At 59.7% G+C, this 24174-nt stretch carries 26 protein-coding genes; 9 read left to right on the forward strand and 17 right to left on the reverse strand.

Annotated elements, in window-relative coordinates; genetic code table 11:
- Positions 1-53 precede the first annotated feature (53 nt).
- The gene (locus C8E00_RS14685; RefSeq protein ID WP_133698267.1) at positions 54-569 is read left to right on the forward strand and encodes a GNAT family N-acetyltransferase; all 516 of its coding nucleotides are present in this window, start codon (positions 54-56) and stop codon (positions 567-569) included.
- A gap of 33 nt (positions 570-602) precedes the next feature.
- On the opposite strand, the gene C8E00_RS14690 is transcribed toward C8E00_RS14685, so the two are convergent.
- Together C8E00_RS14690 and C8E00_RS14695 are read right to left on the reverse strand one after the other, a co-directional pair.
- Entirely contained in the window at positions 603-1220 is a 618-nt protein-coding gene (locus tag C8E00_RS14690; protein ID WP_133698268.1) for a class I SAM-dependent methyltransferase, read from the reverse strand.
- Positions 1221-1344: 124 nt separating this feature from the next.
- Complete coding sequence (locus tag C8E00_RS14695; RefSeq protein WP_133698269.1) at positions 1345-2139, reverse strand: SDR family NAD(P)-dependent oxidoreductase; 795 nt, start codon at positions 2137-2139, stop codon at positions 1345-1347.
- Positions 2140-2357: 218 nt separating this feature from the next.
- On the opposite strand from C8E00_RS14695, the gene C8E00_RS14700 reads away from it, so the two are divergent.
- From C8E00_RS14700 to C8E00_RS14725, 6 genes are all read left to right on the forward strand, one after another.
- The gene (locus C8E00_RS14700) at positions 2358-3572 is read left to right on the forward strand and encodes an aspartate aminotransferase family protein (RefSeq protein WP_133698270.1); all 1215 of its coding nucleotides are present in this window, start codon (positions 2358-2360) and stop codon (positions 3570-3572) included.
- 23 nt (positions 3573-3595) lie between these two features.
- Positions 3596-4660, forward strand: a complete 1065-nt coding sequence (locus C8E00_RS14705; protein WP_133698271.1) for an arginine N-succinyltransferase — start codon at positions 3596-3598, stop codon at positions 4658-4660.
- Complete coding sequence (astA, locus tag C8E00_RS14710) at positions 4660-5676, forward strand: arginine N-succinyltransferase (RefSeq protein WP_133698272.1); 1017 nt, start codon at positions 4660-4662, stop codon at positions 5674-5676. Before C8E00_RS14705 ends, astA begins: the two co-directional genes overlap by 1 nt.
- A 158-nt stretch (positions 5677-5834) precedes the next feature.
- Complete coding sequence (astD, locus tag C8E00_RS14715; RefSeq protein WP_133698273.1) at positions 5835-7304, forward strand: succinylglutamate-semialdehyde dehydrogenase; 1470 nt, start codon at positions 5835-5837, stop codon at positions 7302-7304.
- On the forward strand, positions 7301-8644 hold the full coding sequence (gene astB, locus C8E00_RS14720) for an N-succinylarginine dihydrolase (RefSeq protein ID WP_133698274.1): 1344 nt from the start codon (positions 7301-7303) through the stop codon (positions 8642-8644). The genes astD and astB overlap by 4 nt, the downstream gene beginning before the upstream one ends.
- 60 nt (positions 8645-8704) lie before the next feature.
- Entirely contained in the window at positions 8705-9190 is a 486-nt protein-coding gene (locus C8E00_RS14725) for a GNAT family N-acetyltransferase (protein WP_133698275.1), read from the forward strand.
- 55 nt (positions 9191-9245) lie between these two features.
- Here C8E00_RS14725 and C8E00_RS14730 read toward each other — a convergent pair whose 3' ends face one another.
- The 6 genes from C8E00_RS14730 to C8E00_RS14755 form a co-directional block, all read right to left on the reverse strand.
- On the reverse strand, positions 9246-9587 hold the full coding sequence (locus C8E00_RS14730; RefSeq protein ID WP_133698276.1) for a HepT-like ribonuclease domain-containing protein: 342 nt from the start codon (positions 9585-9587) through the stop codon (positions 9246-9248).
- Entirely contained in the window at positions 9584-9874 is a 291-nt protein-coding gene (locus C8E00_RS14735) for a nucleotidyltransferase family protein (protein ID WP_075368260.1), read from the reverse strand. Before C8E00_RS14735 ends, C8E00_RS14730 begins: the two co-directional genes overlap by 4 nt.
- A 106-nt stretch (positions 9875-9980) precedes the next feature.
- Positions 9981-11180, reverse strand: coding sequence for a CynX/NimT family MFS transporter (locus tag C8E00_RS14740; RefSeq protein WP_133698277.1), 1200 nt, complete (start codon positions 11178-11180; stop codon positions 9981-9983).
- 163 nt (positions 11181-11343) lie between these two features.
- Positions 11344-11928: an NAD(P)H-dependent oxidoreductase gene (locus C8E00_RS14745; protein WP_133698278.1), complete on the reverse strand. Its 585-nt coding sequence runs from the start codon at positions 11926-11928 to the stop codon at positions 11344-11346.
- A 145-nt stretch (positions 11929-12073) separates the two neighbouring features.
- On the reverse strand, positions 12074-12949 hold the full coding sequence (locus C8E00_RS14750) for a LysR family transcriptional regulator (RefSeq protein WP_133698279.1): 876 nt from the start codon (positions 12947-12949) through the stop codon (positions 12074-12076).
- A gap of 57 nt (positions 12950-13006) precedes the next feature.
- Positions 13007-13354 carry a putative quinol monooxygenase gene (locus tag C8E00_RS14755; RefSeq protein WP_133698280.1) on the reverse strand — a complete coding sequence of 116 codons (348 nt, stop codon included), beginning with the start codon at positions 13352-13354 and terminating at the stop codon, positions 13007-13009.
- 357 nt (positions 13355-13711) lie between these two features.
- Here C8E00_RS14755 and C8E00_RS14760 point away from each other — a divergent pair, with 357 nt between their 5' ends.
- A complete protein-coding gene (locus tag C8E00_RS14760; RefSeq protein ID WP_133698281.1) occupies positions 13712-14551 on the forward strand; it encodes a hypothetical protein in 840 nt (279 codons plus the stop codon).
- A gap of 23 nt (positions 14552-14574) precedes the next feature.
- Here C8E00_RS14760 and C8E00_RS14765 read toward each other — a convergent pair whose 3' ends face one another.
- The 3 genes from C8E00_RS14765 to C8E00_RS14775 are packed head-to-tail and all read right to left on the reverse strand — an operon-like array spanning position 14575 to position 17022.
- Positions 14575-15129: a DUF924 family protein gene (locus C8E00_RS14765; RefSeq protein WP_133698282.1), complete on the reverse strand. Its 555-nt coding sequence runs from the start codon at positions 15127-15129 to the stop codon at positions 14575-14577.
- A gap of 26 nt (positions 15130-15155) precedes the next feature.
- The gene (locus C8E00_RS14770; RefSeq protein ID WP_133698283.1) at positions 15156-15656 is read right to left on the reverse strand and encodes a methylated-DNA--[protein]-cysteine S-methyltransferase; all 501 of its coding nucleotides are present in this window, start codon (positions 15654-15656) and stop codon (positions 15156-15158) included.
- Between the two features lies 1 nt (position 15657).
- Complete coding sequence (locus C8E00_RS14775) at positions 15658-17022, reverse strand: DNA-3-methyladenine glycosylase 2 family protein (protein WP_166638338.1); 1365 nt, start codon at positions 17020-17022, stop codon at positions 15658-15660.
- Positions 17023-17191: 169 nt separating this feature from the next.
- Between C8E00_RS14775 and C8E00_RS14780 the strand changes: the two genes are divergently transcribed.
- Positions 17192-18298 carry an AbrB family transcriptional regulator gene (locus C8E00_RS14780; protein ID WP_166638339.1) on the forward strand — a complete coding sequence of 369 codons (1107 nt, stop codon included), beginning with the start codon at positions 17192-17194 and terminating at the stop codon, positions 18296-18298.
- Between the two features lie 75 nt (positions 18299-18373).
- On the opposite strand, the gene C8E00_RS14785 is transcribed toward C8E00_RS14780, so the two are convergent.
- The 6 genes from C8E00_RS14785 to C8E00_RS14810 all read right to left on the reverse strand — a co-directional run bounded on the left by C8E00_RS14785 (position 18374) and on the right by C8E00_RS14810 (position 23967).
- Complete coding sequence (locus C8E00_RS14785; protein WP_133698285.1) at positions 18374-19141, reverse strand: ABC transporter substrate-binding protein; 768 nt, start codon at positions 19139-19141, stop codon at positions 18374-18376.
- A gap of 306 nt (positions 19142-19447) precedes the next feature.
- Positions 19448-20068: a hypothetical protein gene (locus tag C8E00_RS14790; protein WP_133698286.1), complete on the reverse strand. Its 621-nt coding sequence runs from the start codon at positions 20066-20068 to the stop codon at positions 19448-19450.
- A 92-nt stretch (positions 20069-20160) separates the two neighbouring features.
- Complete coding sequence (locus tag C8E00_RS14795; protein WP_133698287.1) at positions 20161-21093, reverse strand: hypothetical protein; 933 nt, start codon at positions 21091-21093, stop codon at positions 20161-20163.
- A 29-nt stretch (positions 21094-21122) separates the two neighbouring features.
- Entirely contained in the window at positions 21123-21632 is a 510-nt protein-coding gene (locus C8E00_RS14800; protein ID WP_208291944.1) for a hypothetical protein, read from the reverse strand.
- Positions 21633-21761: 129 nt separating this feature from the next.
- A complete protein-coding gene (locus C8E00_RS14805) occupies positions 21762-23003 on the reverse strand; it encodes an AAA family ATPase (RefSeq protein WP_208291945.1) in 1242 nt (413 codons plus the stop codon).
- Positions 23004-23130: 127 nt separating this feature from the next.
- Positions 23131-23967 (reverse strand): hypothetical protein, encoded by an 837-nt coding sequence (locus C8E00_RS14810; RefSeq protein WP_133698290.1) that lies wholly within the window; start codon positions 23965-23967, stop codon positions 23131-23133.
- Between the last annotated feature and the right edge of the window lie 207 nt (positions 23968-24174).

Below are 24174 nucleotides of genomic sequence, written 5' to 3' on the forward strand. Positions count from 1 at the left end.
CCTTGTGTGGTGGCGCGCTGCCCCTCACCATGTCGGATCTGGGCGCTTGCGGAATGGCCCGCCAGGCATGCCATTTTCAGGAGGCAACGGTGACTGAACGAATCGTCTATCGCGGCGCAACGCCGCGCGATGCCGCCGATCAGGCGGAAGTGTTTCACCATGCCGTGATGCAGGGGGCCGCCGGTTATTACACGCTGGCGCAACGCGAGGCATGGGTCATGGCGCTGCCACGCGATGCCGAGGCCTGGGCGGCGCGCCAAGTACTCTATCCGACGCTGGTGGCGGTCTGCGATGGGCGCTGCGTGGGGTTCTGCGAGCTCGACCCCGGCGCAGGGCGCATCGAAACGCTTTACGTGTGGCCTTCGCTGGTCGGGCGGGGATTGGGGAGTCGCTTACTGGAGCTCGCCGAGGACGAGATGCACCAACGCGGCGTGACGTGCATGCGGATCGAGGCCAGTCTGGTGCTGGCGGATGCCCTGGTACGCCGTGACTGGCGCCACGAGGGAGAAGACTGGGTCGACCGCGCCGGCGAGCGCATTCCTCGCGTTCGCCTCAGCAAGGCGCTTTGAACGCCGCACATGACAAGCGGGCGTGTGTTCTGATCACGCCTTGCGAGCCAGCAGCGCGCGAAACAGCGCGCCCATCATCACCGGCGTGTCGTGCTCGATGACGAAGCCGCTGCCCTCCAGAAGCGGCCGCGCCTGGCGTGTAATGTCGGTGGCCAGGAAAGAGGTCACCATGTTCGCCAGGCGTCTGCCCCAGCCGGCGGGGTGAGCATCGCTCTGGAACTTGTCCATCACGCATAGTTGGCCGTCTTCCCCCAACACGCGATGTGCCTCGCGTAGTCCGGCCTCGGGGTCGGGCATGACGGCGACGACCAAGTGCATCACGACGACATCAAAATGCGCATCGGGATAGGCCAGTCGTGCGGCGTCCATCGTTGCGGCGATGACGTCCAGGCCGTAGCGCTCGGCACGCGCCTCGAGACGCGCAATCATCACCGGCGAGATATCGATGGCATGCACTTCGATGTCGCGTGGCAGGCATGGCAAATCGAGCCCCGTGCCGGCGCCCACCAACAGAACGCGCTGGCCCTGGCGCCAATGCACGGCCTCCAGCGCGAGGCGGCGCGCGCGTCGGAACGTACGCGCGGCCACCAAGTCGTAGACCGGCGCGTAAAGCGAATAGCGCAGACGGTTCCAGGCGGTCGTGTTGAGCATGACATGGCGCTCCGGCAAGGGCATAACGTCGTCTTAGCACGTTGCCGGCGGGGCGTCCATGTGACGTTGTGGCAAGGTGGGACGAGGGTCCGGCGTCCGGCCGGGCCCTCTGACGCGTCGGTGCTCAGGCCATGCTGTCGACGATACCGCCTTCCACGCGCAGGGGCGCGCCGGTGGTGGCGCTGGCCTGCGGCGAGGCGGCGTAGACGCACATGTGGGCGACTTCCTCGGGCGTAGCGAGACGGCCGATGATCGAGCTGGGGCGGTTCTCCTTGACGAAGCGCGCTTCCATTTCTTCCTGAGACACGCCTTCCTGCTCGGCCATCTTGGCGATCATGTCGACCACCCCTTCGGAGCGCGTCGGGCCCGGCAGTACCGCGTTGACGGTGACACCGGTGCCGGCCAGCACCTTGGCCAGCCCGCGCGAGATCGACTGCACGGCGGACTTGGTCATGCCGTAGTGAACCATCTCGGCGGGAATGTTGAGCGCCGATTCACTGGACAGAAACTGAATGCGTCCCCAGCCGCGCGACTTCATGCCCTGGGCGTAATGGCGCGATAGCCGCACGCCGCTCATCACATTGACCTGGAAAAACTGCTCCCAGGTTTCGTCGTCGGTATCGAAAAAATCCTGCGGCCCGAAAATCCCCACGTTGTTGATCAGGATATCGGTGTCCGCGCGTGCGTCGATCAGCGCCTGGCAGCCTCCGGGGGTGCCCAGGTCAGCGGCGACGCCGGAAACCTGAGCCCCCGGGACATCGGCCTTCAGCGATTGCACCGCGCCGTCGACGCGGGCCTGGGTACGGCCAGTGAGCGTGACCTCGGCGCCGGCCTCGGCCAATCCTTGGGCGATGGCGAAGCCAATGCCGGCAGTGGAGCCGGTGACGATGGCGGATTTACCGCTGAGATCGATCTGCATGATGCGTCTCCTTGTAGCGCCTCATATGTCCGAAGTGGCTCTTTGCGTCGTGGTAATGCGACCATGAGCCTGCAAAGAAATGAGTCGGGGCGCAGACGACAAAACTCAACCTCTTTTCATAATTCGTCGTCACATCGCTGAAAGACCCGAGACCGTTCCGCCTCGTATACTCAATGCCAACCTGCCGTATTCGTTGACCCACCAGGAGGACCGACACGATGTCCCAGTCACCGACCCGCGATGATTTCGACCGCTACATGGTGCCCAATTATTCCCCGCAGCGGACGATTCCGGTGCGCGGCGAGGGTAGCCGTCTGTGGGACCAGGACGGACGCGAATACATCGATTTCGCCGGCGGCATCGCGGTCAACGCGCTGGGGCATTGTCATCCCGCGCTGGTCTCGGCGCTCAAGGCGCAGGCCGACAAGCTCTGGCATCTGTCCAACGTCTACACCAACGAGCCGGCGCTGGCGCTGGCCAAGTCGCTGGTCGAGCGTACCTTCGCCGACAAGGCGTACTTCTGTTCGTCCGGCGGTGAAGCCAACGAGGCCGCCTTCAAGCTGGCCCGGCGCTGGGCGTACGACAACGTTGGTGCGCACAAGGACAAGATCGTCTCTTTCCGCCAGTCGTTCCATGGGCGCACTCTTTTCACGGTCAGCGTCGGTGGCCAGCCCAAATATTCCGAAGGCTTCGGGCCGATCCCCGGGCGTATCGAGCATGCCGTGTACAACGACCTCGACAGTGTCCGCGCGCTGATCGACGACGAGACCTGTGCGGTGGTGGTCGAGCCAATGCAGGGCGAGGGCGGTGTGGTGCCGGCCGATTCCGACTTCCTGAGCGGCTTGCGCACGCTATGCGATGAGCATCAGGCGCTGTTGGTGTTCGACGAAGTGCAATGCGGCGTGGGCCGCAGTGGGCACCTCTATGCGTACATGCATTACGGCGTGACCCCCGACATCCTGACCAGCGCCAAGGCGCTCGGCGGTGGTTTCCCGGTTGGCGCCATGCTGACCACCGATCGTGTGGCACCGTCGTTGGCGGTGGGCACCCATGGCTCCACCTATGGTGGCAATCCGCTGGCCTGCGCGGTGGCGCTGGCGGCGTTGGAAACCATCGACACGCCCGAGGTGCTGGAAGGCGTCATGCATCGCCATGCGCTGTTCAAGGAGCACCTCGAGGCGATCAATCGCGAGTACGGCATCTTCAAGGAAGTTCGCGGCTTGGGGCTGTTGCTGGGGGCCGAGATGGCACCGGCCTACGAAGGGCGTGCCAAGGAGATTCTGCCGCTGGCGATGGACGAAGGGCTGATGGCACTGGTCGCCGGCCCCAATGTGCTGCGCATGGCGCCGTCGCTGGTGATCTCCGACGCGGAAGTGCGTGAAGGGATGGCCCGCCTGGAACGCGCCGTGGCGCGCTTCGTGCAGGGCGCATGAACCCGCAACCGAGAGACATTGCCATGCTTGTCGTTCGCCCCGTTCAACCCCGCGACTTGCCGGCCCTGGAACGCCTGGCGGGGAGTGCCACGCCGCGCCTGACCAATCTGCCGGCGCATCGCGACCGCCTCGAGGAGCGTATCGCGCGCTCCACACGGGCCCTGGCGCGCGAGGTCGATTTTCCCGACGACGAGGCCTATACCTTCGTGCTCGAAGATCTCGAGCTTGGCGAGGTGGTGGGGACCGCCAGCATTCGCGCCCAGGCGGGCGCCATGGATGCGTATTACACTTATCGTCAGGAAACGCTGATTCACGCCTCGCAGCAGCTCAATGTGCGCCGCGAGGTGCAGACCTTGTCGCTGTCCCACGAGACCTCCGAGACCACGCTGCTGTGCGCGCTGTCGCTGGATGCCCGTTACAAGGGCACCAGCGCCGAGAGCCTGTTGCGTCGCGCACGGTTGATGTTCATCGCGCAGTATCCCGAGCGCTTCGCGTCGATTCTGGCCGTGGCCTTTCCCGGTTACCTCGACGCCGAGGGAGAATCGCCGTTCTGGAACAGCGTCGGGCGGCACTTCTTCGCGCGGGGCTTTCAGGAGATCAACCTGCTGGCCGGGGTGCGCTCGAAGAGCTTCATCGCCGAGGTCATGCCGCAGTTCCCGCTCTATCTGCCCTTGCTCACGCCCCAGGCGCGCGCCGCCATCGGTCGCGAGCACCCCGATCACGAAGGGGCGCTCGAGGAGATGCTGGGCGAAGGTTTCGTGCGCTCACGGCATGTGGACATCTTCGATGGTGGGCCGGTAGTGCGTGGTGAGCGCGACCGCCTGCAGAGCGTATCCCAGGCCAGTTGGCATCCGGTGCGCTTGCGTCCGGGCAACGTGCTGCCGGATGCCGAACCGGCATTGATCGCCAATCAGCAACTGGGCGGCTTTCGCTGCCTGGTGGCGCGCTACGCGCTGTCGCCCACCGGGCAGTTGATGCTCACGCCCGAGCATGCCGCGTTGCTGGGGGTCGAGGAAGGCCGCGCGGTCCTGGCTGCACCATTGGCGTTGCCCAGCGTCCTGGATGAGTTCGACGAGGGAGAAACCTGATGCGCATTCGACCCATCGAACGCCGTGATATCGATAGTCTGCAGTCCTTGGCGTGGCAGACCGGCGTGGGGTTCACGTCGCTGCCCGACAATCGCGACTTTCTAGCCGCCAAGATCGAACATGCGGTCAGTGCCTTCGAGGAGCGCAGCGCCATCGATGATCGGCTGTATTTCTTCGTGCTCGAAGACGATACCAACGGCGAGCTGGCCGGATGTTGCGCCATCGAGGCGCAGGTCGGCCGCGAGGTGCCGTTCTATAATTACCGTCTGGGCACCCTGGCCCATTCGTCGGTCCAGCTCGACCTGCATCGCACCATCGATACGCTGTTTCTCAGTTCCGATCATACCGGCGATGCCGAAGTCTGCTCGCTGTATCTGCGTCCCGAATACCGGTGCGATCGCAACGGCGCCTTGTTGTCCAAGGCGCGCTGGCTGTTCATCGCCGAGTTTCGCGATCGTTTCCCTGACAAGGTACTCGCCGAGATGCGCGGGCGCTTCGACGAGAACGGCACCAGCGCGTTCTGGGAGTGCCTGGGCAGCCACTTCTTCCCCATGAATTTCAACGAAGCCGACCGTCTCACCGGCCTCGGGCAGAAGAGCTTCATCGGCGAGTTGATGCCCAAGTTCCCGATCTACACGCCGTTTCTTTCCGAAGAAGCGCGGGCCTGCATCGGCGCGGTCCACGAACACACGCGCCCGGCGCTGGAAATGCTCAAGAAGGAAGGGCTGCGCTGGGAAGGCTACATCGACATCTTCGACGGTGGCCCCACGGTGGAGGCTTATATCGACGATGTGCGTGCGGTCCGCGACTCGGTGTCCTATGCCGTGGAAATCGTGGACGAGGCCGCCAGCGTTGAACGCCCGACCTGGCTGGTGGCGACGGCGAATATGAGCGACTTTCGTGCGGCCTGGATCGGGCGTGGGCCCAGCGCAGACGGCGTGCTCACATTGACCGTGGATGAAGCCCGGCGTCTCGGCGTCGCTGCGGGCGACCGCCTGCGCCTGCTCGAGACGTAACCCGGCTGCGCCGGTAGTGGGAAGTCATAAGCTGTAAGCGACGGGCATCGGGCTTTGGGCTTCGGGAAAAGGATGGCGAACTTTCAGCGTAGCCGAATACTGCTTTTCGTAGCTCGTAGCTCGTAGCTCGTAGCTTACAAATGAATCAGGAGCGAACTATGCACGCCAAACAGCAATTGCTGATCGACGGCGCCTGGGTCGAGGGTGACGCCGCGCGTTTCGATAAGACCGACCCCGTTTCCGGCGAGACGCTATGGAGTGCCAGCGCGGCCAGCGCGGCCCAGGTCGACGCGGCGGTAGCCAGCGCACGGCGGGCGTTCCCGGCCTGGGCGCGTCACAGCTTCGAGGAACGTCAGGCCGTGGTCGAGCGTTTCCGCGAGCGCCTGGAAGCCAACCGTGAGGCACTGGCGACGAGCATTGCGCATGAAACCGGCAAGCCGCTCTGGGAAGCGCGTACCGAGATCGGCGCGATGATCGGCAAGGTCGCCATCTCGATTACCGCGTATCACGAGCGCACCGGCGAACGTTCGCGGGATGTCGGTGGCAGCCGCGCGGTGTTGCGCCATCGCCCGCACGGCGTGCTGGTGGTGTACGGCCCGTACAATTTCCCCGGGCATCTGCCCAACGGGCATATCGTCCCGGCACTGCTGGCCGGCAACGCGGTGGTCTTCAAGCCCAGCGAGCAGACACCGATGACCGCCGATCTGACGTTGCAATGCTGGCTCGAGGCGGGCCTGCCCGCCGGCGTGATCAATCTGGTGCAGGGCGCGGCCGAGGTCGGCCAGGCATTGGCCGGCAACGCCGACATCGACGGCTTGCTGTTCACCGGCAGCGCCAAGGTCGGCGGGCTGCTGCATCGCCAGTTCGGCGGTCAGGTCGACAAGATCCTGGCGCTGGAACTGGGCGGCAACAATCCGCTGGTGGTCAAGGATGTGCCGGATCAAGACGCGGCGGTATTGTCGATCCTGCAGTCGGTGTTCGCCTCCGGCGGGCAGCGTTGCACCTGTGCGCGCCGCCTGATCGTGCCGCATGGCGCGGCGGGCGATGCGCTGCTCGACGCCTTGGTGCGTGCCATTGGCGCGCTGCGTGTCGCGGGGCCGTTCAGCGAGCCCGCGCCGTTCTATGCCGGATTGGCCAGCGTCGAGGCGGCGGATGGCCTGCTGGCCGCCCAGGACGATTTCGTTGCACGCGGCGGCCGGATATTGAGCCGTATGCGCCGCCTGGAAGAGGGCACCAGCCTGTTGTCCCCGGGGCTGATCGACGTTACCGGCTGCGAGGTGCCCGACGAGGAGCATTTCGGGCCGTTGCTCAAGGTGCATCGTTATCACGACTGGGACGAGGCCATTGCCCTGGCCAACGACACGCGTTATGGACTGTCGGCGGGCCTGATCGGCGGTGAGCAAGCCGACTGGGACGACTTTCTGCTGCGCATCCGTGCCGGCATCGTCAACTGGAACCGCCAGACCACCGGCGCCTCCAGCGACGCGCCCTTCGGTGGCATCGGCGACAGCGGCAACCATCGCCCGAGCGCCTATTACGCCGCCGATTACTGCGCGTATCCGGTGGCCTCGATGGAAACCGAGACGCTCAGTTTGCCCGATACGCTGCCGCCGGGGGTGGTGCTATGAGCGAAGCGGTACGCGAGGTCAATTTCGACGGCCTGGTGGGGCCGACCCACAACTATGCCGGACTGGCGCATGGCAACGTGGCCTCGATGCGCCACGGCGGGCTCACGGCCAACCCGCGCGAGGCGGCGTTGCAAGGGCTCGACAAGATGAAGTCGTTGATGGAGGCCGGCTACGCACAAGGCGTGTTGCCGCCCCAGCAACGCCCCGACCTGGGCGCGCTGCGCGATCTCGGCTTCACTGGCGACGACGCGAACGTGCTGGCGCGGGCGGCCGAGGAGGCACCGCAGCTCTTGCGCGCGGTGTGCTCGGCCTCATCGATGTGGACGGCCAACGCCGCGACCGTGACGCCGAGTGCGGACGCCCCGGATGGCCGCGTCCATTTCACTGCCGCGAACCTGCAATCGAGCTTTCATCGCTATCTCGAACCGCGTACTACCGCGCGCGTGCTGGCGGCGATGTTCCATGATTCAGCGCGCTTCGCGCATCATCCGGTGCTGCCGGCGACGCCCGCCTTCTCCGACGAGGGTGCGGCCAATCACACCCGACTGAGCGGCGCGCATGGTGAGCCCGGCGTGCACCTATTCGTCTACGGCCGTCAGGCATTCGGTGGGCAACACGGCCCCACGCGTTATCCCGCACGTCAGACGCTGGAGGCGAGTCAGGCGATCGCCCGACAGCATGGCTTGAGCGACGCGCAGACGGTGTTCGCTCAGCAAAACCCCGACGCCATCGACGCCGGGGTCTTCCATAACGACGTCATCGCCGTCGGCAATGGCCCGGTGCTGCTTTATCACGACATGGCGTTTCGCGATGAAGACGCCACACTGGACGCCCTGCGCGCCCGCATGTCGACGCCATTGATCCCGGTGCGCGTGCCGAGCGAGGCGGTCAGCCTCGAGGAGGCGGTGTCGACGTATCTCTTCAACTCGCAGTTGCTCTCCAACCCCGACGGCAGCATGACGCTGGTCGTGCCCGGCGAGTGTCAGGAGAACGAGACCGTATGGCGTACGATTCAGGATCTGCTGCTGGCGGGGTACAACCCGATCAGCGAGGTACTGGTCAAGGATGTCAAGCAGAGCATGCGCAACGGCGGTGGCCCGGCGTGTCTGCGCCTGCGGGTAGCACTCTCGTCAGCCGAACGCCAAGCACTCGGCGGCCGCGTGTTGCTCGACGAGGCGGTGCATGGCGACCTGACGGCCTGGGTCGAGCGACATTATCGTGATCGCCTGGCCCCCGAGGATCTCGCCGACCCGCAACTCGCCCAGGAATCGCTGACCGCCCTCGACGAGCTGACGCAGCTACTGGGCATCGGCGCGGTGTACCCGTTTCAGTTGGGATGAGTCTACGCGGGCGATGCCAGGTAGGGCTGAGTCTCGCTGATAACGATTAGGAGCATGTGCGTGATCGAGAGTATCGCTATCGTCAGGCTTCAAGCCGACTCACCTCACGCCAGAACTGTGGCGGGCTGGACCCATGACGCCTGGGGGCATCTGCATCCCGGTACCTCGGCGGTGGAGTATCGTCGGGCATTCTATGCGCAGTGCGGCGAGGGTGGCGTGCCCTCGGTGTTCGTGGCGATGCACGGGGCGTCGCCGGTGGGCACGGCCAGTCTGGTCGCCGAGGACATGGATATTCGCCGCGAGCTGACGCCTTGGCTGGCCTCGGTCTTCGTGACGCCGGGATGGCGCGGTTATGGTATCGCCTCGTCTCTGGTGCGACGGGTCGAGGCGGAAGCCCTGGCCCACGGCATCCGCCACTTCCACCTCTACACGCCCGATCAACAGGCGCTGTATCGCCGCCTAGGATGGGAGGATCGCGAAATGCTGAGCTACCGTGGTGAGTCTGTGACCGTCATGAGCCGGCGGTTGGATGCCACCACAGCCTGAGTTAGCTACTGCTAGCCGCGCCGCCGACCATGCCGCAAGGTATCGGCCCGGTAGTTCAAGACTCCGACCTTTTGTCGAGCATGTCCTTGAGGCAGTCCTCCAGAGGATACAAGTGCTGGTCCATAACCTTGATGACCGTTAACGGATCGATGTTACCCAGATAGTTATGCACCAGAATATTGCGGAAGCCGCTAATTTCTCGCCAAGGTATCTGCGGGTATTCCTGCTTTAAATCATCGGGCAGCATTTGGGTGGCTTCGGATAATGTCTGCAGGTTTCGCAGTGCGGCGTCGTACAGAATTTCGTCGTGCGCCAGGTTGCCGCGTGACTGGATACGCCTTAGCTTGACAATGTTATCGAGGATATGCTGGGCATAGGACTGCCAAGGCTTGTTCATAGCTCTACCGCCTCGTTCAGTATCTGCTGGCGGAAATGACGGTTCAGTTCATGCTCGGGCACAAGATCGACCCGGCGCCCGACCAAGGCCGCCAAGCGTTCCGCCAAAGGCAGGCGCTGGGTGAACAGATCGTATCCCGGCGGAAAGTCGACGAGAAAGTCGACATCACTTTCCGGCTTTTCCTGCTTGCGGGCGACCGACCCGAACACCCGGATTCGGCGAGCCCCGTACTGACGGGCCATGTTATCGATGGCTGCCTTCTGATGATGTAGGTCCTCAAGTAACATGGCGCCTCCCATGGGCTAACTACCGTGTCCCGTATAATCGATGCCTTTCTTCTTGAAGAGCAAGTATAGGCTGCTATAGACGCAGATTAGTCACAAGCGTAGCGAGTCAACCCTCGCGCACCGTGACCAGTTTGGGCCGGCCGATCATCACCCCGGCGACGGTCTGCACGCTGAGCAGGGCCATCAGCAGCCATAGCGAGAGCCGCCAATCGCCGGTGACGCCGTGCAGGGCGCCGAATACCAGCGGACCGCCGGCGGCCATGAGGTAGCCGAGGCTCTGGGCCATGCCGGAGAGCATGGCGGCGTGGTTGGCGCGTCGGGTGCGCATCACGATCATGGTCAGGGCGAAGCTGAAGCAGCCGCCCTGGCCGGCGCCGAGCAGGATCGCCCATAGCGTGGGCGACACTGTGGGCGCCAGCCACAAGCCGACAAGCCCCAGCGCGATCAACGTGCAAAGTCCCAGTACCAGCAGGCTGTGGTGATGCAGCCGCGCGGCGAGGCGCGCGATCACGTAACTCGCGGGAATGGTGGTCAAATTGATGATCGATAGCATGCCCCCTGCGGCGGCGCTGGGAACGCCTGCGGCCGAGGCCACGGCGGGCACCCAGGTCTGCAGGGTGTAGAAGCCCAGCGACTGCATGCCCATGAACAGCGTCAGGGTCCAGGCGGTGCGGCTCTTGAACAGCCGCGTGATCCGTGTCGATTGTCCGTCGTCGCTTGCCTTGGGCCGCCGCCAGGCCATCCAGATCCAGAGTGCCGTCGTCGCTACGCCAATGCCCGACCACATCAGGATGGGCACCGACCAGGAGCCGCTGAGATTCATCAACGGCACGGCAGTCCCCGCACCGAGGGTGGCGCCGATCCCCATTACCACGGTGTAGAGCCCCATGGTCTGACCGATGCGCTCGGGACGGTCGCGTTTGACCAGGCTGGGCATGAAGACGTTGCCGAAAGCGATTCCAAGGCCGGCGAAGAATGTTCCGATGAGCATCACCGGCAGGCTTTCGATGCCCCGCAGCAGCCCACCGAGCGCGATGGCGCCGAGTGCCAGGGCGATGGCGCGATCCAGCCCCAGACGTGCGGCAACGCTAGGCGCCAGCGGCGAGAGCACACCGAAGCACAGGATCATCCCGGTGGTGAACAGGCTGGCGACGCCGGCGCCGATAGCCAGTGTCTGCATGATCGATTCCAGTACCGGTCCCACCACCACGATGGGGGCGCGCAAATTGATCGCCGCCAGCGCGAAGGCGACGAGCCATAAGGCAGCAGGCAGGGGAGCGGTGGGGGAAACGGAACGCGCGGACATGGACAAAGTCTTCCTCTCGAACGGGCGCGCTATCTTAGCATCTCGTTGAAAAGCCTGCCGTGACTGAAAGATGAAAGGCCGGGAGGAGGACGGGGCAGGTCTCGCAGGGGCCGCCGCCGTGACGCGGCGGCCGCCCGTAGGCCGTTTCAGGCGTTGGCCTCGTTCAGGTGTTGGAAAAGTGTTCGCGCAGGTGGGCGCGATAGGCGTCGGTATGGCCTTCGATGTCGGGCGCCTTGATGACGTCGTTGGCGATGTAGGTCGGCATGGCGTCCAGGCCGATGAATTCTTGGGATTTGTGGAACGGGAAGTACACCCCGTCGACGCCGTGCCCCTCGAAGAAGTTGCCGGGCTCGTCGAAGGCCTCGACCGGAGCATTCCAGGTCAGCGAGAGCATGTAGCGCCGTCCCTGCAGCAAGCCGCCGCTGCCGTACTGAAGGCTGGGGTCCTTGCGTGAGCGTCCGTCGCTGGCGTATAGCGATCCGTGGCCGGCGGTGAAGACTTCGTCGATATAGCGCTTGACCGTCCACGGGGTACCCATCCACCAGCCAGGCATCTGGTAGACGATGACATCGGCCCACAGGAATTTCTCGACTTCGGCGTCGGTATCGTAACCGTCGTCGACGCGGGTCTCGCGGATCTCGTGGCCCATTTCGGCGAGTTCGCCGCGTGCCACCTCGTGCAGGGTGTCGTTATAACGGCCGCCGGAATGCGCGAAGGCCTTGGCGCCGTTGATCAGCAGAATCTTCATGGTGTCGTTACCACTTTCGTAGGCATGTGAATGCAAAAGGTGGGGCAGTCTGCCGAGTCGCGGCCTTGCGATAAAGGCACCTAATTGCAAAACATTCTTGCGATAAACGCAAAAGATGCCGCGCACATGTGACGGCGTGGTGGAGTCAGAGCGTCAGGCGGCCAGCGAAAAAATCCAGGAAGGCATTGATGCGGCCATGGAGCGCCGTATTGCGATAGTAGACCGCTTGAATGGGTTCGTGGCGCTCGTGGGTAGCGTCGTCGAGCACTACCCTCAGGCGTCCAGCTTGGCGGGCGCCGCGCGTCAGGAAATCCGCCAGGCAGGCGATGCCCACGTCGGCCTCGGCCATTTGCAGCAACGCTTCGCCGCTGCTCGAGGCGAGGGTGGGCTGGATGGTACGCCCGTCGCCGATGGGCCAGCGGTTGAGCTGTGTCAGATGCGTGAAGCCCAGCAGCACGTGATGCGCGAGCTCCTCGACATGGCGCGGCGTACCGTAGCGCTCCAGGTAGGCGGGGCTCGCCACCAGGCGACGCCTACTATGACCGAGTGGTCGCGCATGCAGGGTGGAGTCTTCCAGGCGCCCGATGCGAATGGCGACATCGGTGCGTTGCTCGATCAGATCGATATTGGTCTCGTGGGTGGTCAATTCCAGGCGGACCTTGGGATAGGCGGCATGGAAGTCGGCGAGGTGGGGCACGATCTGATGCAGCAGAAACGGGGTGGCGGCATCCACGCGCAGGCGCCCGGCCGGCTCGCGACGACGCACGGTGAGCGCTTCCTCGGCGGTTTCCAGGGTGCCCAATGCCTGGCGGGCCTGGGCGATGAACGCCTCGCCTTCCTCGGTGATGTCCAGGCGTCGCGTGGTGCGGTGCACGAGGGTCGTCTCGAGCCGCTGCTCAAGGCGCGAGACGGCCCGCGAGAGCCGCGCGGTGCTGGTGCCCAGGCGTTCGGCGGCGGCGGTGAAGCCACCGGCATCGACCACGGCGAGCAGTGCCTCGAGATCGTCCCAGCGGCTTTTCATGATGCCTCGCGAGGTGCGGGGGCAATGGCGGGGGCGCTCATCCGTCGGTGCGGCGCGTTACAGCTTGGGCGCGTCGAAATCGACCGGCTCATCGGTGTACACGCAGACATTGGCGTCTTCGACATCGCCGTCCTCGGCTTCGACGTATTCGGCGAAGAAGGCCTGCACTTCACGGCGCTGGCAATGGGCTTCGAAGGAGGCACGGTCGGCCCAGATCTCATGGAAAACGATGGGATAGCTGGTGCCATCGGCGAACGGGTTGTCGATCTTCCGGGTCACGGTGTACTGGATGCAGGCGTCTTCGCGATGCGCGTTGGGTTCGAGCGCCTGCAACGCCTGGAAGACGCTCTCTTCTTTGCCGGGCTTGGGCTTGAACTGGGCGGTGCAATAGACCTTGCTGGACATGGATGACCTCTTGAATGCATGCGAATGAACGAGCAGACGATACCATCTTGGTGTCCGGGATCGGTAGCTTGAAGACGCATCGCGGGCTATCGAGTGGCTTGGCTTGATGTCTTAGTCCAAAGGCGTATTGAGCACGCCGGCACAATTGCTTATCAAGAGGGTCCGAGTCACTGTCACGCGAGGTCGCCCCATGCGCATCTTGAAGCTGGATATCCTGCGCCATGCCCTTATCGTCTCCGCGATGGGCTCCGCCACCTTGCTGGTCTCGGCGTTGAGTTATCAACTGATGGCTTGATGACGATGGCGCTCCGTCTGCCGAGGAGGTAGGGTCTGGGCATTGTCCCGGGAGCTTTCGTCATGTCGCTGTCTTCTCGCATGCCGCACCACCGTTGGGCGGTGGCGGCATTACTCATATTGGCGCTGGTGTCGTGGCTCAGTGTCACGCACGACGTGGCGATGGCCACGCTGGATGACGCTCTGTCCACGGCGTTCCAGAGCTTTGCCTTGGCCAAGGCGCTCAACGCGGCCATTTCGGTGATGCAGAGCGCCACCGCCGATGCCATGATCTTTCAGGTGCAGTTCGGTCAGGCGCTGGACCCTGCCAACGATCTCGTCGAGCGTTTCTCGTGGATCATGTTCGCCTCCACGGCCTCGCTGGCCATGCAGAAGGTGTTGATCCAGATGGCCGGCCACGCGGTCATCAAGGCGCTGTTTTCGTTGAGTTGCCTGTTGCTGGCGGTGTCGCTCGTCTGGGGGCGTGGCGTCTGGCATGAATGGGCCCGCCGGGCGTTCTTGCTGATGGCATTTCTACGTTTCGCGGTGCTCATCGCGGCGCTGGCCAGCACCTGGATGGGCGATGCGCTGATCGGCGACCAACGTGAGGGGCTTTACACGGCGCTGGATCAGGATCGCGCGGTGTTCCAGGACGTCGCCGAGACGCAGGCCGGCATTCGTGAAGAAGAAGACGAAGGCGTATGGCAACAGCTCAAGGATAAATGGGAAAGCGCCGTGGGCCATCCGGTGCGCGATTTGCTGACACGTCTGGATAGCATGACCGAGAACGTGGTGGCCTTGTCGGCGGTGTTCATCGTCCAGACGATTCTATTTCCGCTGGGCTTTCTCTATTTGAGCTGGCGCCTGCTCGGCACGCTGACGGCCCCGCTGGCGGGGCGTTATCCGGTTGCTCGCGGCGCCTGATCGCACGTACAGCGTCATCAGTCTTAAAAGGACGAACCTGGCTGGCGTAAAAAGTCGCGTTCTTCCGGCGTCGACTCCCGGCCCAGAATCGCATTGCGATGCGGATAACGGCCGAAGCGCTCGATGATCGCCCAATGGCGCTGTTCGAAGTCCAGATGGCGCTCCAGCCCCGGCTGATCGAAAAGCCGTAGCGCTTCCTGGTGAATCAGCGGCGATTCGCTGTGCATGTACGGCATGTAGACGAACGCACGCTGTTCCGGCGGCAGTTCCTGGTCGCCCCCTTGAGCGACCAGATGCTGGGCGAGGCTCAGCGCCAGCGGGTCCTGAGCGAAGGCCGAGGCCTGATCGCGGTAGATATTGCGCGAGAACTGATCCAGCAGCAGTATTTCCGCCAAGGCGCCGTGGCTGCTTTGCCGCCAGGCATAAAGCTCGCAGCGACACGCCGCATCATGGAGTGCCCCGAAACGTTCGGTGAGCGCCTGATCGAACGACGCGCTCTTGTTGAACCACTGCTTGGGCCCTGCTTCCACGAACCAGAAATCCAGCACTTGCCGGGCCTGTTCGAAATCTTGCGTCATGGCTCACCCCCGTTGATTGGATGCGATTAACGCATTGGATGGTGTCTGATGTGCGTGCGCTCGAGCTCGAGCAACCAGGCCTTGCGCTCGAGCCCGCCAGCGTACCCGGTGAGCGTACCATCACGCCCGATCACGCGGTGACAAGGCACCACGATGGGCAATGGATTGCGGCCGTTGGCGGCACCCACCGCGCGCACCGCCTTGAGGTTGTCGATGTCTCGGGCGATCTCCGCGTAGCTGCGCGTCTCCCCGAATGGAATACGTGCTAGTGCCTGCCATACGCGCTGCTGAAAGGGCGTGCCTTGGGGGTCGAGCGGCACGTCGAAATCGCGCAATTCTCCCTTGAGGTAGGCGCTTAGCTGTTCGCGGCAGATATCGGTGAGCGGCGAGGGCGCTGCCGGTGTCTCGGCACTGTCGACGAAGGCGATCTCGCGAATCCCGTGCTCGCTGGCGAGGATGCGTAGCATGCCCAGCGGCGAGGTCGGTTCGGGCGTGAGGTAATCGAGAGCGTAGGCGTGGGATGCCATATCAGCGACTCCAGAGTTGTAGGGTGAGATAACTGCGCCACGGCGCGGCAAGATCCGGCTCGATCGCGTCCAGAGACGTCAGGGCCCGCTTGACGCCCAGGTCGCCGCCCAGCCAGATATCAGGATGGCTGGTGCCCCGCAGAGCGGCGTAATCGGCACTCCAGGGGCCGATGCCTTTGAGTGTGGTCCAGCAGCGAGGGTCGTCGTCGAGGCGCTGCTCGCATGCGGCGTGCGCCAGGCCGCGAAGACAGTCGCGGCGCGCCTGAGGCATGCGCAGAAACGTGAGATCGCTGGCGGCGATGCGCGTGGCCGTGGGGAAGTAGCGACCGTCCTCGGCGGTGGGTTCGCCGAGCGCCTCGACCAGACGAGTCGTATGTCCGCGCGCCGCCGAGACAGAAACTTGCTGGCCGAGAACCGCGCGAATGCCGGCCTCAAAAGGACTCCACAGACCGGGCAGGCGCAGCCCCTCGACGAGCGAAAACGTCTCCGGGAGCATCTTTTGCAGTTGGGCCTCGATCAGGGCCGTGTCGGCGTCCAGGTCGAGCACACGGCGGATGTTGCGTACCACCGGCGAGAGTGCCCCGAGGTCATCGAGATTCAGCGTGACACGAAAACAATGCTGGTCGGGCAGGTGTTCGGCCGTGAAATGGCCACGTGCCGACCCCCACTGAATGTAACGACCGTAGCGATGCGCGTCTCCCCACTCCAGCTTGTCGACGCGACGCGTGGCGAGGAAGTCGCGCAGCCATTCCCAGGCGTACGGCGGGCGATAGGCCAGCGTCAGCGTGAGATTCTCGCTGGGTGGCCGAGGCGTGCGCCGCAACTCGCGCGGTGCGTGTCCCACTTGGCGACGGAACGCATCGTTGAAGCGCCGCAGGCTGGTGAAGCCGCTGGCGTAGGCGATATCGGCCACCGGCAACGTGCTCTGGTGCAGCAACTGCTTGGCGAACAGGCACTGGCGATGCAGGGCGTAGGCCTTGGGCGAGACGCCCAGGTGCTGCTGAAAAAGCAGGCGCAGGTAGCGCTCGCCGATGCCGAGGCGCTCGCAGAGCGCGCCCAGGGAGGCGTGGCTCAAAGCGCCTTCGTCGATCAGCCGCACGGCGCGGCGTAGCGTGGTGTGGTTGCCATGCCAAGCGGGCGATTCGGGCGCGCTGTCGGGGCGGCAGCGCAGACAAGGGCGAAATCCCGCCTGGGCGGCGCTTACAGCGCTGGGGAAATAACGCACATTGTCATCACGCGGCGGCCGGGCGGGACAGATCGGCCGGCAGTAGATGCCGGTCGTGGTCACGCCAACGAAGAAGCGCCCATCGAAGCGAGCATCCCGCGACAGACGGGCCACGCGGCAGCGGTCGGGGTCGAGCAGCATGATGGGGATTCCTCGAAGCGATAACGCTATCAGTGTAACGTGCTCGCGGCGCCGGACTCGCCGGATTCGGTAGTGATATACGCGGCGATGCGCTCGCGGTAGCTGCAGCGAGAAATACTGCGGAAAGTCCTTAGCCTGCTATAATGCGTCTCTTTTGTGGAGCATTTTCTTGGCCCCTTCCTTGCCCCCCGAGTCTTCTCGACCGTCGTCTCCCCGCCTACATCGTGCCGGGCTGTGGCTGGCGCTGTTCGCGGCGTGCTGCGTAGCGAGTGGCGTGCTCAATCATTGGCACATGCCGGCGGGTGGCTTCATCGGTCCGATGCTGGTGGGCATTGCGTTCGGCATCAGCGGCAGCGGTCTGCGTCTGCCGAGACGCTGCTTCAAGCTTGGCCAGGGCACGGTCGGCGTGTTGATCGCGCACACCATGACGATGAGCGTGCTGATGACGATCCTCGACGGCTGGCTGGTGATGGTGCTGGCCACGGCCATTACCCTGCTGCTCAGCCTGCTGGTGGGGATCGTACTGGTACGTTACGGCGGGCTGCCCGGCAGTACCGCGGCTTGGGGCACCACACCGGGCGCAGCGGCGGCGATGGTCGCGATGGCCGAGGAGCGCGAAGATACCGACCCGCGTATCGTGGCGGCGATGCAATACGTGCGGGTGGTCTGCGTGGTGCTCGTGGGGGCCCTGGTGAGCCATTGGCTGGGGGTGAGCGGTGCGCCAGCGCGGGGCGGGAGTGGCTTTCCCGAGGATCTGGCCGCGGCGATCGATCTGGCCATCACCTTGGCGGTCGTCGGCGGTGGGGTGTGGTTGTGCGATCGCCGCATGCCCGCAGGGGCCTTGCTGGGGCCGATGCTCATCGGCACAGTGCTGCATCTCGCCGGTTGGGCGACGTTGTCGATGCCCGCGCCGTTGCTGATGCTGGCTTATGGCTTCATCGGTGTGTATGTGGGGCTGCGCTTCGACCGCGCCGCCTTGGCGACCGTCGCGCGCTCGCTGGGCAAGATGGTCCTCGCCTCGCTGGTGCTGATCGCCCTCTGCGCGTTGTCCGCGCTATTGATGGTGGGGCTCATGGACACGAGCTTTATCACCGCGTATTTGGCAACCAGCCCCGGCGGATTGGATTCGATGACCATCATCGCCATCGACACCCATGCCGACGTGGGGCTAGTGGTGGCCCTTCAAACGTTGCGTTTGTTCACGGTGGTACTGGTGGGGCCGGCGATGGCACGCTTCATCGCACGCTTTGCCCCGCCCGTGAAAGAGACGTTTTGAGTACTTGCCGTCACGCAAAGGGGCGGCCCGAAGGCCGCCCCCATGGCGTCTAGCGTCGGTTTACCCGACGTTGTCTTACTTGGAGCCTTCAGCGAAATACTTGTTGTAGAGCTTCTGGTAAGTACCATTTTCCTTCAAGGTCGCCAGCGCCTCGTTGAACTGCTTCGCGAGTTCCTCGTCACGCTTGCGGAAGGCAATGCCGAAGCCTTCGCCAAAGTACTTTTCAGGCTTGGTGATCATGCTGCCGACCACCTTGTAGTTCCCTTCTTCGCTGTCCAGAAGGGTGGACTTGCCCACCGGGAAGTCGAGGAAGGCGATATCCACGCGTCCGGCGTCCATGTCGAGCACGAGATCATCCGCCGTGGTATAGCGATTGATGTCCGCGACATCGCCGAACATGTCGGTGGCGTAATTGTCCTGCAAGGTGCCGCGTTGCACGCCGATGGTCTTGCCTTCGAGTGTCTGCTTGGCCGGGAAGTCGATATTGCTGCTGCTCGGCGCGAACCACGCGGAGGGCGGCTTGAAGTACGGGTTGGAGAAGAGCACGGTCTTCTCGCGCGCTTCGTTGATGGTCATCGACGACATGATCGCATCGTACTTGCGCGCCATCAGGCCCGGAATGATGCCGTCCCACGCTTGCACGACCCACTCGCACTTCCTGTCGATCTCGGCACATAGTGCATTGCCCAGCTCGATGTCGAAGCCGGTGAGCTCACCGTCGGCCGTGCGGTATTCCATCGGCTCGTAAGGCACGTCGACACCGATACGCAAGGTGTCCTGAGCGAAGGCGCTGCCTGCCAGCAGGGCGCTACCGAGAAGGGTGATGGTCAGCAGTTTTTTCATGGAAAGCTCTCTACGGAATTTGCAGTGTGTTGTTATGGAGCCGCCTCGTGAGCAGCCCTGAGTTTCACGTCTTGCAGCATATCGAAGCACCGCCGCCATGCCTAGCGTCGCGTGGCATACCGAGGAGGTGTGTGGATGTCTGCGCGGAAGAACGGGAGTTCTGAGGAACCCACGTACCAATCCCTGACCAAGGCTTGGCTTGCGAATGATGTGAATGGCATTCGTTAGGGGAGAGGTGTTAACGCGAAGTTTTGCGGCAATGTTGGGGCTGCAAAGCGGTGGAAACTGTTCGGCAACAGAGCTTTATTATAGCTGAATGCCGCACTTCACCAAAGATTCTTCTAAGGATGAGTCAAGACTATATTCGCCGGTTGTTGATGCAGCTTGGTTTAATCCTAAAGTTCGGTATTTGATTTTTGTTCCGGATAGCATCTCTCTGAGGATATTTTTTGCCTTTTTTCCTGTAGTCGCTGTAAATGGGGACATCGCTCTTGCTGCGGTTTTCATAGATCTTTTGTATGTAGCTTCGACTAGCTGCCGGTTTTTTTCAGGTAGATTTTTTGTGTATTCTTCCATGTTGTTGATAGTGCCTTTTGGAATATAGTCTAGCGGTGTTTCACTCGAGCTGATAGTCCAGGCTTTGTTGTCATCAATACGCATCTGGACATCCCCGACAGGTATTGAGTGTTTTCCTCCGCTTTTTATTCCAACCCTGAGATCCCCGTCCACTACTTCTATATAAGGGTAGTAATGGTTGCTATAGGTGAAAACAGACTTTCTTGTGTACAAGCTCCCTACTGTCACAGAGCATGTTTTTACATCTGTAAATTCATCAGTATTAGTTGTAGAAACCCAAGCTACTTTAGGTGTCGTAGTGGCACATCCAACCAAGAATATCCCTAATATAAAAATTCCAAATACCTTCATTGCCACTCCTTAAAGCTATAGCGCCGCCAGCACGCGCGGCTTTGTAGTGGAGGCGAAGCCGCAACAGAAGGGCGTCGCCGTGCCTGCGATGGTTATGCATTTTGAGCAATTTCCGGCGAAAATCCCGCTCGAATGGTGTCCACAATCTGTGATGCCCATGCTTCGTACTTGGGACGCTCAGGGCTACCTGATCTTTGCTTTTTTTGAGAAACCAAAACTCTTATGTTGCTTTGGATGTTCACAACAACTTGGCTCGGATCTCTCTGATCTAATCTCAGGGTAGAGCCAGTATAAGATGGAACAGCAAAAATCATTCCATCTTCAACCTCAAAATCTATTTCTATTCGGGCATGGGGGTTCTCAAAAATTAGATTTTCACCGCTACTCGAAATCACTGTATTCGGCGGTAATGTTAGGCCATTAGTAATGCCGACAACTTTAGAGATATCGAAATCCTCTACTTCTATACTCAGAGCGTTTTCCAGCTGCGGAAAAGAGTAATAAGAGTTTTGTCCAGCGCCTTCCTCAGAGTTATTGAACTGGACTTGCTTCTTTCCCCTGAAAGTCTTTACATCTGGATTCCAGTCGGAGTATTCGGACAGCAAATGTCCAACCACCGACACTCTCAAGAATTCAACGAGTTTCTTGTTGAAGATCGCGCTTTCATCGTCAAAAAATTGAGGGAGGCCGGCTTTGTCACTAGCTTCCTTAAGATTCAGTGATGAACTCAGTTTTTTTCGATTAAATACAACAAAGTCGGATTTCGTCTTCAACTCCGAGTAGACATCAACGCAATTCTGAGTAAGTATCAAATGTGGCTGAACCACATGGGTGCTCTCTTCATTTTTTAACGAAAACCCTAGGTTGAGAGAAAACATCACGAATGCCGCAGCTAGTGCTGTGTAAGAAAACACCAAGTCTTTGGCATTAAAATTTTTTCCAACGATAGCAACACCAATCCAAACGATAGCGATGAACAGCACAATTATTGGTGCTACAAAAACCATAAAACTTACGCCTTTCAACAGACTTCCTCCCTAGTGCATGACAGGTATTATAAATTTTTTGAAACTTTCTCCCAAACTGCTAAACGCCATTCGCTCAAGTAAGGCAGACAATTAACCAGCAAGAACTCATTTTCGCCACACAAGTCAGCAAGCAGATCTGATAGTGGGTGATCAGCCGAATCCCTACCATGGAGAATGGTGTCTACTGTTTTTTGGGACCTAGCCTGAAGTTCTGAAAGCCAGTAATGCCACTCAGGTTCATGTTTCCAATAATTGGCCGCAGAGTGGATCAATTTTGCTACTGCGTCCCCTTTTTTACTTTTAGGGCCCAACTCTCTTGCGAGCCCGGGATCAATTTCCACATCACGAAGAGTATTGAATAGGTATTGCTGCATGGCGCAGAACCCTACGCCGATAAAATATTCACCCTTGTCACACAGGGTGCCCCTATCCCACACATCCAATTTAATTATTTGTGCATTTGTTCTAGCCAGAGTCACATCAATGGAATCAAGCAATTCTTTGAGATAGGAAAATTCAGCATCCGCAAATTTCACCTGTTCTCCATCGCTAAACACAAGGAACACTATGAACCCCTCTTGATGTATAACGATAAGGCTTACGCGCCGGCTTGGAGGCGCGCAGCGCCGTAAAGACGGTCGCCGTAGAGCCGCTGGTTAGTTGCGTCACCGCGTGAAGTTTTTCTTAACAACCTTTGATGTATCTGGGTCGCGATACAACATCAACCTGATGCACATTAAGTAACGTGGATCTCTGACTGAAAATGTATTTGCCTTAGAGTTCTTGTTTAGCAAAGGAGGCTCACCTTTTGACAAATCATTCAAGATAGCTCCAACACCCATATTCGTTTCCGGAATGGTATCCGGAAAATCTTTTTGTATTTGCTTATCGATGATATTAGAATCAAATTGATGAACTCTAATCTTTGAAATACAAAAGATAACCTGATTCCTTCTCGCCACAGACGTCTCTCTACTGTTGAGATGCCCCTCTACCACTTGGTAACTATGTCGCAACCCTTGTAAAAGCCATTCTTTGTCAGCTTTTTTTAGAAGCCTGGCCTCGTATTTCCAGCCATTATCTTCAATCTCATAAGCAAGCAACTCACAATATTCATGTACTCTTTGAGCAGTCCCCAAAGTGACATGCCAGACATGATCAGCTATTTCCGTAATAGAAGACCCTGTCAATGGAACCTTAAGTTGGGAAAACCCCTTGGACACAATAGATTTAACTTGTCCAGAATCCAACCCTGAAACTTTATTTATCTCTGTTATTCTGTTGGCAACTGATTCAGCGTTTTTTGTTTCTCGAAAATACTGAAGAACGCCATTAGGAATACCTACGATTAATATATTTATATTACAAGCGGCATACCTTGAGTCATCTAGCAGAATTATAATATCAGCCAACTCAGTCATAAGATCGTCTGATTGAAAAATTGACTCTAGATTATCAAGTACCAGAATCTTCTTATCCGGACGGGCATCATTGAATAACTTAAATGCTTCGAGCAGGGGTTCGTCGGAAGCAACTTCGTAGTTTCCAGTATGTTTCAAACCTCCTTTTGCAAAATACGCTCCTATCTCAGCAGCCTTTTCTTCACTAAAACCAAGCTTCTTTACTGTTCCAGGCTCAATCAAAGTATTGCAAATTTCATTCGTGAGAGACCCCATTCTCGATGCATTTGCGCAATTTGCGATTACATAGGGAACTTTCATCTCGTCAAGTAAACTTTTATAAAGCCAAGACTTACCGTTCCCGCTATCACCAAAAATCAGAGTGTGAGAATTCCTCTTAATGGCTCTATTTAAAGATTTTTCATGAGCGGGTCTATGCACATACATAGTACTATTGACCTCACTCATGCGCGGTGTAAAAACTTCTGTCACATCCTTTCTAGACACGATTTATTCTCTCCGAACAATCCATTTATTTTGCAACTAACGCCGCGCTCTGCGGCAAATTTGGAGCGCTGCGGAAAATTTGTCCGACAGAAGCGCCTTGCTATGTGTTTTTCTCGACTGCATGTAATCAACCACCCACTCCGGTAACAGACTCTATTTTTACTGTAACTTTCAAGTCTCCAAATGGTTTGATTGCATCCTTGTCTCCAGTAACCAGATTGGTTGAGGCTGCTACAAAAATATCTTGCATGAGCTTTAGTCTAGCTTCTTTCATTTCTCTAATTTGTAAAGAAGTAAAATGAGGCTGCAAAGGCGTATAGAGCTGATCAGATAACTGAATAGATCTTGGAAAACAGTTTGGGCTGTAAAACTCATCGATAATCCCCCAAACCCTGATAATGAAATTCATAGTACTGACAAAATCAGACCACTGCATGCCAGTGTTGTTTGTATTATGCGCGACCGACTTATTGCGAAAGTCCAAGAACCGCTTAATTGCTTGATCTCTTGTAGATTCATTTCGCGAAAACTGGTCGGTTATATAATCTATTTCATCTGCGCTTGCTATATTGGCATTCTTGATTGATTCAGCATCATGTTGCCAAATATTATTTAGAGAAAAATCATCAGGCTTGTTATTGAATAGTTTTGCCAGCTCACAACTAACCATGAATGTAAGGCTGGCATTTATAAGGTTGTGAATGTAATTATCTTGGACTAAGAAGAAATTAGAATCAATTTCGTTTATAGAGTGCCAAAATGTATAGCTCTCCATAATTTGAAGGATGATTTTCTCGATGCCTCTTGGAAGGCTTCCATTTTGATAGCTTTGATCAGATTTAAGCCTTTTTAAGTAATCCAGCTGGCTTTGTGCGTGACCGGTAGAATTATGACCGCCATCAACCATTTCTTGGTTATTCTGAATCTCTTGATCGATCCTTTCTTTCTCGATAGTCCCGTACATGAGAAGAGTGAAATTCTCTTTCGTCTTCTCCATATTTTTGAAATTAAGAGCAGTACAGTTTTGTTTAAGGGTTATCATAAAAATCCTTTTCTGAGTGAAGCCTCTGCTCTTGTGAAGTGACCCCCTCCAGAGCTGCACAGGCTATAGTGCAGTCATCAGGAGGACAGGATGAGCGACGATAACCCCATCAAGCGGTGGACCGCGAAG

The sequence above is a fragment of the Chromohalobacter marismortui genome (assembly GCF_004364315.1).
GTDB lineage: Bacteria > Pseudomonadota > Gammaproteobacteria > Pseudomonadales > Halomonadaceae > Chromohalobacter > Chromohalobacter marismortui.